9 protein-coding genes and 1 other RNA gene are annotated in these 9937 nt (G+C 63.7%); 1 reads left to right on the forward strand and 9 read right to left on the reverse strand.

The annotated features are described in order from the left end of the window. The 7 genes from mraY to mraZ form a co-directional block, all read right to left on the reverse strand. The coding region (mraY, locus tag ENZ75_RS10055) for a phospho-N-acetylmuramoyl-pentapeptide-transferase (RefSeq protein ID WP_128278068.1) at nucleotides 1-1015 on the reverse strand (1015 nt) is incomplete at its 3' end. A gap of 18 nt (nucleotides 1016-1033) precedes the next feature. Then, nucleotides 1034-2491 carry a UDP-N-acetylmuramoylalanyl-D-glutamyl-2,6-diaminopimelate--D-alanyl-D-alanine ligase gene (locus ENZ75_RS10060; RefSeq protein ID WP_063168312.1) on the reverse strand — a complete coding sequence of 486 codons (1458 nt, stop codon included), beginning with the start codon at nucleotides 2489-2491 and terminating at the stop codon, nucleotides 1034-1036. Beyond that, the gene (locus ENZ75_RS10065; protein ID WP_063168313.1) at nucleotides 2488-3942 is read right to left on the reverse strand and encodes a UDP-N-acetylmuramoyl-L-alanyl-D-glutamate--2,6-diaminopimelate ligase; all 1455 of its coding nucleotides are present in this window, start codon (nucleotides 3940-3942) and stop codon (nucleotides 2488-2490) included. The genes ENZ75_RS10060 and ENZ75_RS10065 overlap by 4 nt, the downstream gene beginning before the upstream one ends. Nucleotides 3943-3996: 54 nt before the next feature. After that, entirely contained in the window at nucleotides 3997-5706 is a 1710-nt protein-coding gene (locus ENZ75_RS10070; RefSeq protein ID WP_013530951.1) for a penicillin-binding protein 2, read from the reverse strand. Then, nucleotides 5703-6101, reverse strand: coding sequence for a hypothetical protein (locus ENZ75_RS10075; protein WP_013530950.1), 399 nt, complete (start codon nucleotides 6099-6101; stop codon nucleotides 5703-5705). The genes ENZ75_RS10070 and ENZ75_RS10075 overlap by 4 nt, the downstream gene beginning before the upstream one ends. 4 nt (nucleotides 6102-6105) lie before the next feature. Further along, complete coding sequence (rsmH, locus tag ENZ75_RS10080) at nucleotides 6106-7140, reverse strand: 16S rRNA (cytosine(1402)-N(4))-methyltransferase RsmH (protein WP_027160638.1); 1035 nt, start codon at nucleotides 7138-7140, stop codon at nucleotides 6106-6108. Then, a complete protein-coding gene (gene mraZ, locus ENZ75_RS10085) occupies nucleotides 7137-7595 on the reverse strand; it encodes a division/cell wall cluster transcriptional repressor MraZ (RefSeq protein ID WP_063168314.1) in 459 nt (152 codons plus the stop codon). The genes rsmH and mraZ overlap by 4 nt, the downstream gene beginning before the upstream one ends. Nucleotides 7596-8005: 410 nt before the next feature. Here mraZ and ENZ75_RS10090 point away from each other — a divergent pair, with 410 nt between their 5' ends. Beyond that, the gene (locus ENZ75_RS10090) at nucleotides 8006-9133 is read left to right on the forward strand and encodes a cystathionine gamma-lyase (RefSeq protein ID WP_013530947.1); all 1128 of its coding nucleotides are present in this window, start codon (nucleotides 8006-8008) and stop codon (nucleotides 9131-9133) included. Nucleotides 9134-9220: 87 nt separating this feature from the next. Here the strand turns inward: ENZ75_RS10090 and rnpB are convergent. Both rnpB and ENZ75_RS10100 read right to left on the reverse strand, forming a co-directional pair. Continuing rightward, nucleotides 9221-9630, reverse strand: an RNA gene (rnpB, locus tag ENZ75_RS10095) — RNase P RNA component class A. Nucleotides 9631-9680: 50 nt separating this feature from the next. Next, nucleotides 9681-9937 (reverse strand): lytic transglycosylase domain-containing protein (locus ENZ75_RS10100; RefSeq protein WP_164887773.1); only part of this gene is annotated, 257 nt, incomplete at its 5' end.

Raw genomic sequence — 9937 nt, forward strand, 5'->3', positions numbered from 1 at the left:
CCACCTGGCTTTCGGTCCAGCCGAGCTTTTCGAAATGATGGTGGATCGGCGCCATCAGGAACACCCGCTTGCCGGTCATCTTGAAATAGCCGACCTGAATGATGACCGACAGGATTTCGACGACGAACAATCCGCCCACGATGACCAGCACGATCTCGTGCTTGGTGGCGACGGCGACCGTGCCGATCAGGCCGCCCATGGCCAGCGAGCCGGTGTCGCCCATGAAGATAGCCGCCGGCGGCGCGTTGAACCAGAGGAAGCCGAGGCCAGCGCCGATGACCGCACCGAGCACGACCGCGAGTTCACCGGTGCCGGGCACGAAATGGATCTGCAGATATTCGGCGAACACGGCGTTGCCGGAGAGATAGGCGATGACGCCGAAGGAGGCAGCCGCGATCATGATCGGCACGATCGCCAGGCCGTCAAGGCCGTCGGTCAGGTTCACCGCATTGCCGGCGCCGACGATGACGAAGCAGGAGAACGGAATGAAGAACCAGCCGAGATTGACGATGAATTCCTTGGCGAAGGGAAAAGTCAGCGACGACGAGAACGGCGCCTGGCCATTGTGCATGATCACCCAAGCGGCGATGCCGGCGATGACGAATTCCAGCGCCAGCCGTGCCTTGCCGGAAAAGCCGAGATGCGACTGCTTGGTGACCTTCAGATAGTCGTCGTAAAAGCCGATCGAGCCGAAGCCCAGCGTCACCAGCAGCACCACCCAGACATAGATGCTCGACAGGTTCGCCCACAAAAGCGACGAGCCGATGATGCCCGACAGGATCATCAGCCCGCCCATGGTCGGCGTGCCGGCCTTCTTGAAATGTGTCTGCGGCCCGTCGGCGCGGATCGGCTGGCCCTTGCCTTGCCGCAGCCGCAGCGAATTGATGATGGTCGGTCCAAAGATGAAGACGATCAGCGCCGACGTGATCAGCGCCCCACCGGTGCGGAAGGTGATGTAGCGGAAGACATTGAAGACCGAGACCTTGTCCGCAAAATCGACGAGCAGTGTGAACATGCGCTTTCGTCCCCCGACCTAGGTCTGTTTTCTGGTTGTCGATTCAGCCGGGAATTTGCCCAGCAGCGCATCGACCAGTTTTGCAAAACCGATGCCCTTCGACGATTTGATCATCACCACGTCACCCGGCTTGAGCGCGGCAAGCAGCACCGGCTTCAGCTCCTCGACACCGGCGCGGTATTCCGTCTTGATGTCAGCCGGCAGCGCTTCGGCCAGCGCCCGCATTTCCGGGCCGCCAAGAAAAACGGTCTGCGTGCCCGTGCCGACGATGAGATCGGCAAGGGCCGCATGCAGCTTGGTCGAATGGTCGCCGAGTTCGAGCATGTCGCCGAGCACGGCGATGCGGCGGCCCTCGCCCGTCACCGGCGTCGCGTTGAGCAACGCCATCGCAGCAGCCATCGATGCCGGATTGGCGTTGTAGCTTTCGTCGATCAGCGTGATCAGTCCACCGGGGTGGCTCGAAGTCGAACCACCGGGATGGCGCAGCACATGGCGCTTGCCGCGCCCGCGCTCGGCGGAGAGATCGGCCAGTGCTGAAGCAACCTTGTCGAGATCGGCGCCGACCAGATGCGCCGCACCCAGCACCGCCAGCACGTTCTGCACCATATGGCGACCGGGCGCGCCGATCCGCGCCGTCACTTCGTGGCCGCCGATCCTGGCGGTGATGTCGGAATGATCGGCATGCAGTTCGCATTTGGTGAGCTTGAAGGTAGAGCGCGCATTCTCGCCGAAGCCGTAGACGTGCTCGACACCGGCGGCATGGGCCATCTTGTCGAGCAGCTTGAATCGGGCATCGTCGCGGTTGAGGACGGCGGCCCCCTCGGGCTCCAACCCCTCGAAAATCTCGGCCTTGGCCTTGGCGATCTCGTCCAGATTACGGAAAAAGCCGAGATGCGCCGCCGCGATCATGGTGACGATGGCGACATGCGGCCTCACCATCTTGACCAGCGGACGGATCTCGTCGGGATGGTTCATGCCGATCTCGAACACGGCATAGTCGCAATCATCAGGCATCCGCGCCAAGGTCAGCGGCACGCCCCAGTGATTGTTGAAGGACTGCGCCGAGGCATGCACCTTGCCTACGGCTTGCAGCACATGGCGCAGCGCTTCCTTGGTGGTGGTCTTGCCGGCCGAACCGGTCACAGCGATGATTTTCGCGCTCGAGCGGGCGCGCGATGCAACTCCAAGCTTTTCCAGCGCGACCAGCACGTCCTCGACGACGATGATCGGCGCTGTCAACCGGCCGAGCGACGGCAGCTTGCCTTCGGCCACCACCAGCACGCCAGCGCCAGCCTTGATGGCGGCGGTTGCGAAGTCATGGCCGTCCATCGCCTCGCCCTTGATGGCGAAGAAGGCGTCGCCCGGCTGCAGGCTGCGGCTGTCGATCGAAATGCCTGAAATCCCCTCCGGCATCGGCCCGAGCGGCCGCCCGTCCATGGCGGCAACCAGCGCTTCGGAGGTCCACAGCAAGCTCATGCTGCGCGCTCCGTGAGTGCCGCGCGGACTTCCTCATGATCGGAGAAATGCAAGGTCTCGGAGCCGATCGTCTGGCCTTCCTCGTGGCCCTTACCGGCCACGATCAGCGTGTCGCCGGCATGCAGCATGGCGACCGCTTCGTGGATCGCCTGGCGCCGGTCGCCGATCTCGATGGCACCTGGAGCAGCGGCCAAAATAGCGGCACGGATCGTTTCCGGCACTTCGGAGCGCGGATTGTCGTCGGTGACGATGACGACATCGGCAAGCCGCGTCGCGATTTCGCCCATGATCGGCCTTTTTCCCCGGTCGCGGTCGCCGCCGCAGCCGAACACGACGATGACACGACCGGTGGTGAACGGCCGTACCGAAGCCAGCACGTTTTCCAGCGCGTCCGGCTTGTGGGCATAGTCGACATAGACCGGCGCGCCATTGCCGGTGGTGCCGACGAGGTCGAGCCGGCCCGGCGCGCCCTTCAGTTTCTCCAACGCTATCAGGGCCTTGGCGACAGGTGTTCCCGTGGAAATGGCAAGACCCGCCGAAACCAGCGCGTTCGAAATCTGGAAATCACCGGCCAGCGGCAGGTCGATCTCGTAGAGCACGCCGTCGGCCTCGACTTCGGCCCGCTGGCGGTGGCGTTCGTGCTCGACCCGCTTCAGCCTGAGGAAGTCGCCATGGCGGCCGACCGTCAGCACATTGAGCCCGGCAGCCTTTGCGGCCACGGTCGTCGGCGCCGACCATGGATCGTCGGCGAAGATCACGGCCGGCGCGCCCTTCGGCAGCAACGTGTCGAACAGGCGCAGTTTGGCGCGGTGATAATCCTCGATGGTCGGATGATAATCCATATGGTCGCGGCCGAGATTGGTGAAGCCGCCGGCGGCCAGCTTCACGCCGTCGAGGCGGCGCTGGTCGAGCCCATGGCTGGAGGCTTCCATCGAGGCGTGGGTGACGCCGGCATCGGCCAATTCCCGCAGCAATTGATGCAGGGCGACCGGATCGGGTGTCGTCAGCGAACCATAGTCGTTGCGCCCAGGCGCCACCACGCCGGTGGTGCCGATCGAAGCGGCGGCATAACCGGCTTGCTCCCAGATCTGCCTGGTGAAGGCTGCGACCGAGGTCTTGCCGCTGGTGCCGGTCACCGCGACCATGATCTCAGGCTGCTTGCCGAAATAGCGTGCCGCACTCTGCGCCAGCGCCAGGCGCGGATCGTCGACCGCCAGCACCGGAACCGGGAGCCCGGCAATGGTGCTGCCCTTGCCCGCCACGATCGCGGCCGCACCGCGCGCGGCGGCATCTGCGGCATAAACGGCACCGTCGGCCTTGGTTCCGGCGAGCGCAAAAAAGACAACGCCCGCTTTTACCTCGCGGGAATCCGAAGAAATCCCTGTAACCTCCAGATCGACGGAAGCTATTCCCTCGACGGGCAGGATACCGGCTAGATCTCTGAGCTTCATCGAGTCCCGTTCACCGTAACAAAATAGCGCGCTGTTGCCGGCGCGCCCTAAGAATCACTGATAGGAAACCAGCGTTGCACCATTTTCATGGCTGAAATCTGGCTTCACGCCAAGCATGGCAGCTGAACGCCTGATGATATTGCCGGCCATAACCCCAGCATTCGCGGCCGCGACATCCGTCATGCCGGGCTTTTCCGGGTGCGGGGCATCGGCAATGGTAAACACCAGATACTGCGGATCGTCCATCGGGAAGGCGGCGACGAAGGTGTTGAAATTCAAGTCCTTCGAGTAGCGGCCATTGATGACCTTCTCGGCGGTTCCGGTCTTGCCGCCAACGCGGTAGCCGGGGACTCTGGCGTTTCTGGCAGAGCCCTTTTCGGCATTGAGCGAATAGAGGTAGCGCATGCCTTCGACGGTCTTTTCGCTCACCACTCTCTTGGCGGTGGCCATCGCTTCCGCCTGCGTCCGCACCAGAAAGGTGGGGTTCATCAGGAAACCGCCATTCATCAACGCCGCGCAGCCCACAGCCGCTTGCAGCGGCGTCGTCGACACGCCATGGCCGAAGGCGATGGTGAATGAATTGACCTGTTTCCAGACCTTCGGTTCAGTCGGACGGGCAGTCTCCGGCAATTCGGTCTGCATCCTGTCCAGAATGCCAAGGCGATGCAGGAATTCGCGATGCCCCTCGATGCCGACCATCTCGGCTTCCCTGGCCGACCCGATGTTGGACGAGTAGAGGAACACCTCCGGCAACGACAGCACACGGTTCTTGCCGTGGAAATCGTGAATGGCCTGATGGCCGACCCGGATTGGATGCGAAGCATCGAAGCGGCTCGCCATCGTCGCTTTGCCGGAATCGAGCGCCATGGCTGAGGTGAAGCTCTTGAAGGTCGAACCCATCTCGTAGAGGCCCGCCGACATGCGATTCAGCCGGTCCTTGTCTTGTGCGTTGTAGGGATTGTTCGGATCAAAATCCGGCACCGAGGCCATGGCCACCACTTCGCCGGTCTTGACGTTGAGCACAACGGCGCCGGTGCCCATGGCACGATAGCGCTCCAGGCCGGCGGCGATCTCGTCGCGCACCACATGCTGCACGCGCAGATCGATCGAAAGCTTTACCGGCTTGAGATCCTTGGCAATGGCAAGGCCCGACGCCTGCAGGTCGCTCAGCCCCTGCTCGTCGACATATTTCTCCATGCCGGAGATGCCCTGGTTGTCGATGTTGGTGAGCCCAACAATGTAGGACGAGGTTTCGCCGCTCGGATAGAAGCGGCGCTTTTCGGTGCGGAAGCCGAAACCGGGAATGCCGAGCTGCATGATGTCGGACTGTTGCTTGGGCGTCAGCTGCCGCTGCAGCCAGACGAAACCGGCGCCGCTCTTCAGCTTATGGTAGGTCTGCTCATAGTCGATGTCCGGAAGCACCGTCGACAGCTTCTCGATCGCCTCGTCGGCGTCGACAATCCGGCGTGGTTCTGCAAACAGCGACGCCGTCTTGATGTCCGTGGCCAACACTTCGCCGTTGCGGTCGACGATGTCGGGCCGCGATGCCGTCACCCGGCTCTGCGGACCGCCCGACATATCGGGGGTCTGGAAGCCGAGATAGACCAGCCGCCCTGATATGGTCGAGAAGATGCCGAAGAACACCGCCATCGTCATGACGATGCGCGTCCTGCCCTTGCCGCCGGTCGCCTTGCGGGCGCCCTCGACCACGATCGATCCATCTTCACTCGTCCTGGCGCGACGTTTCAGCAGTTTACCGATCATTGGGCGATGCCTCCGGTCACCACGGGATCCCTGCCGTCCGACGGCGCCTTGCCGCCCGAACTATCAGCCATGCCGCCCTGGCGTCCCGACAAGATGTCCTGGATGTCAAGGGATTTGGCCGGCAGGTCGCCGACACCGCCGATCTGGCGGGCGCTGACCGGCTCGAGTTCGAGCTGCGACTTGTAGAGTTCGGCGAGCTTCTGCAGCCGCGACGGCTGGGTAAGCAGGCTCCAGTCGGCCTTGAGCAGGTCGATCGTGTCCTCCTCATAGCGTATCTGCGCATGGATCTTCTGCACGGCGGCCAATTGTTCCTCGGCCTCGCGCTTGGCCTTGTAGGTAAGGGCCGCGACCGCAACCATGACGGCGATCAGGACAATGTCGCTGGTACGAAACACTTAGCTACCTCTCCCCCGGCCGGTCGATACCGGGAAGCTTTGGAAGGCCGAAAATCGAAAAGTCGCTGCCGCGCGCCGGCGCCTGGGTGCGGACCGCCGCGCGCAGCCTGGCCGAACGGGCGCGCGGATTGGCCGCCACCTCGGCGTCGCCGGCCGTCACGCCGCCGCCCGCCTTGCGGAACGTCGCGGTGCGCGCATGCGCCTCGGGCAGGTGACGCGAGCCGGTCGCGACATCGGCCCGGTCTGCGATGAAACGCTTGACGATGCGGTCTTCCAGAGAATGGAAGGTGACCACGGCGAGCCGTCCGCCCGGCTTCAGAGCGCGTTCGGCCGCAAACAGGGCCTTGGCCAGTTCGCCAAGCTCGTCATTGACAAAAATGCGCAGCGCCTGGAAGACGCGCGTCGCCGGATGGATCTTGTCCTTCGGCGCCCGGCCGATATGCGTCTCGATGGCGTCGGCGAGTTCCAACGTGCGCTCGAACGGGCGCTTTTCGCGGCGCGCCTCGATCATGCGGGCAATGCGTCCGGCATGGCGCTCCTCGCCGAGGAAGCCGAAGATGCGGGCAAGATCGCCCGGCTTGAAGGAATTGACGACGTCGGCGGCGCTGAGGCCCGATTGCGCCATGCGCATGTCGAGCGGCCCGTCGGCGCGGAACGAAAACCCGCGCTCCGCCTGGTCGAGCTGCATCGAGGACACGCCGATGTCGAGCACGATCCCGTCGGCGCTCTCGACATGTTCGTCCAGCGTCGAGAACGGCGCCTGCACCAGCCGCAGCCGACCACCCGACTGCACTTCAAGATCGCGCCCGGCCGCAATGGCATCCGGATCGCGGTCGATCGCCACCACGGAGGCGCCTGTCGCCAGAATGGCCCTGGTGTAGCCGCCGGCGCCGAACGTGCCATCAATGATGAGGTCGCCCTGCGCCGGCGCCAGTGCTTCGAGCACTTCGGCAAGGAGGACCGGAATGTGGCGGGCCGATCCGCCAACGGCGTGCCCATCTACGGCGCGAGGAAGGTCATCGCCGTGGCCTGCCGTCATTCCGGTCGCTCCCCAGGCTTCGTCCCCTGCCGAAGCTGCAAAAGCCGTGCCCGCGCCTGCGCCCCATAGGCGGCAAGCCGTCCCGGCTCCCAGATCTGAAAGAAATTGCCGCGCCCGACAAAGGCCACTTCCGCCGAGATGCCGGTGTGTTCGCGAAGGAAATCGCTCATCGTGATGCGGCCGTCCTGGTCGAGTTTCAAGAAGGTTCCGTCGCCATGGCAGAAGAACGACATATCGTCCGCCGTCTGCAGGAAGGGATCCTCGAGCGCTATGCGCTGCTCGTAGCGGTCGAGCAGGTCGAGCCCGCCGACATCCATCGCCGGCAGGTCCAGGCAGCGCAGCGCATAGAGTTCCGAATAGCCGCGCTTCTGCACGACGGCACGGAAATGCCCGGGAACGGACACCCGCCCCTTCGCATCGATCCTGCTCACCGTGTTTGACAGAAACCGGTCCATTAAACGCTACAGCCGCTTGCGCCGCCGCACCCCTCTGCATCTTGTCGCACGCGCCGCCGCAGCGCGTTCCCTGCCCCGTATCAGCCTCGTCCGCACAGGCAAAAACCAGCAAACGCGCAGCCGCCGCGGCTGCCCGATTGGCGTACGCTTTACCCTGACACGGAACGAAGGCTTTGATGTCTGGATGGGATATCATGGGGCACTATGGGCGTCAACGGGAATAGGCTTCACAAACACGCGCGCCCCGACCAAAGAGAGCAGCCGTGACGACACGTCTCGTCTTTATGGTCTATTAAGCCTAACGAAGCGTTTAGAGCCGCCTGGCCCAACCGGACGCGCCTTGCCGCGAGCCGCTGCCGGGCATAGCGTCTCGCCACATCCAGCCGGTCACCAACAGGGTCTGAAATTCGATGTCTGAAACAGCAAAGTCACGCGCTGCAGCGCTTCCTCACCTGCGTCGCAGCGGGCTTGCCATGGGCGATTCCATTCCCCTGCCGCTGACCATGGCCGCCATCTTTCATGCGCCCGGCGACGCCACCGGCTTCAACCAGTACGGGCGATTCAGCAACCCGACCTGGGACGCGGTCGAGCATATGCTGGCCCATCTGGAGGACGCGCCCTGCGTCGCATTCCCTTCCGGAATGGCGGCAATCTCGGCGGCGTTTTTTGCCGTGCTCAAGGCCGGCGACCGTATCCTGCTGCCATCGGACGGCTATCACACGACACGAGCGCTGGCCGAGCGCTTCCTCAAGCCGCTCGGCATCACCTATGATGCCAGGCCGACTTCGACCTTCCTCGATGGCGGCTTCGATGGCTATCGGCTGGCATTTGTCGAAACCCCTGCCAATCCGGGGCTGGATATCTGCGATATCGCCGCCGTTGCCGATGCTGTCCACAAAGCCGGCGCGATCCTTGTGGTCGACAACACGACCATGACCCCTCTCGGCCAACGACCGCTCGACCACGGCGCCGACATCGTCGTTGCCGCCGACACCAAGGCACCCAATGGCCATTCCGACGTGCTGTTCGGCCATGTCGCCAGTCGCAATGCCGATATCATCGCCGCCGTGACCGGCTGGCGCGAAGTTTCCGGCAGCATTCCCGGTCCGTTCGAAGCCTGGCTGGTGCACCGCGGCCTGGAGACACTGGATGTGCGCTTCGATCGCATGTGTTCCTCGGCGGAAGTCATCGCGCGGCGACTGCAGGGCCACAAGGCAATCAGCGGCCTGCGTTATCCCGGGCTTGAAGGCGACCCGTCGCACAACCTAGCCCGCGCCCAGATGGAGCGCTTCGGCTTTCTCATCTCTTTCGAACTCGCCTCGGAAGACAAAGCCGAGGACTTCATCAACAATTGTGCCCTGATGCAGGCCGCGACATCCTTCGGCGGCGTCCACACCTCCGCCGAGCGGCGCCTGAAGCGAGGCGATGCGGTCTCCGCCGGTTTCGTCCGCCTCTCGGTCGGCTGCGAGCCGGTGGAAGAGCTCTGGAAAGCGATCGAGACGTCGCTGGACGGGATCAGCGGCTCCCGGCTCGGATGAACGGCCGGACAGGCTTGAATCAACAGGCGCGCCCGAGGGCGCAACCTGCTGATTTCAAGAGATTTCTCTTGATATCGGGGGAGAGAAATTGCCAGCTGGCCTGTAAGCCGGGTTCTGTATGGCCCTCGTCCCTTGCGAGGCGAGAACGTGGCGGCCATTCATCTTGGGCGCATGTTGCCATGCGCCTCACGCAACCTACCCGGACGGTGAGCCGGAAACAGCCCTCGAGGGTTTCCCCTCGCACCGTCCCTATTCGGTCTTGCTCCCGGTGGGGTTTACCGTGCCGCTCCTGTTGCCAGTCGCGCGGTGGGCTCTTACCCCACCCTTTCACCCTTGCCCCGAATCCGGCAAGCCGGATCGTGGCGGTTTGCTTTCTGTGGCACTTTCCCTGGGGTCGCCCCCGCCGGCCATTAACCGGCACCGTGTTTCCATGGAGCCCGGACTTTCCTCACCCACGACCTTTCGGCGTTTGCGGGTGCGGCCGCCCAGCCAGCTGGCAGAGCGTATAAAGGGGTTCACGCCCGAAAACGCAAACGAAAAAGCTGACTTATGCGGGCGATCCAAGCGCAGCCATCTGCACCTTGACCTTGCCGCAATAGGCTGCCGACACGGGGTTCATCCGCGTTGCGGCGTGCCCGGCATTGTATTTCAGAATGGTGCCGCAGGTCGTGCCGCCACCGAGGCTCCGTGCCATGGCAAGGTATTTCATGCCGTATTTGATGTTGGTGTCGGGATCGAACAGGCCCTTGGCGGAGCCGCTATAGCCCATCATCCGAGCCGTGGCCGGCTTGATCTGCATCAGGC

Origin of the sequence: Mesorhizobium sp. M7A.F.Ca.CA.002.04.1.1 (assembly GCF_004022805.1) — a bacterium.
Lineage (GTDB): Bacteria > Pseudomonadota > Alphaproteobacteria > Rhizobiales > Rhizobiaceae > Mesorhizobium > Mesorhizobium ciceri.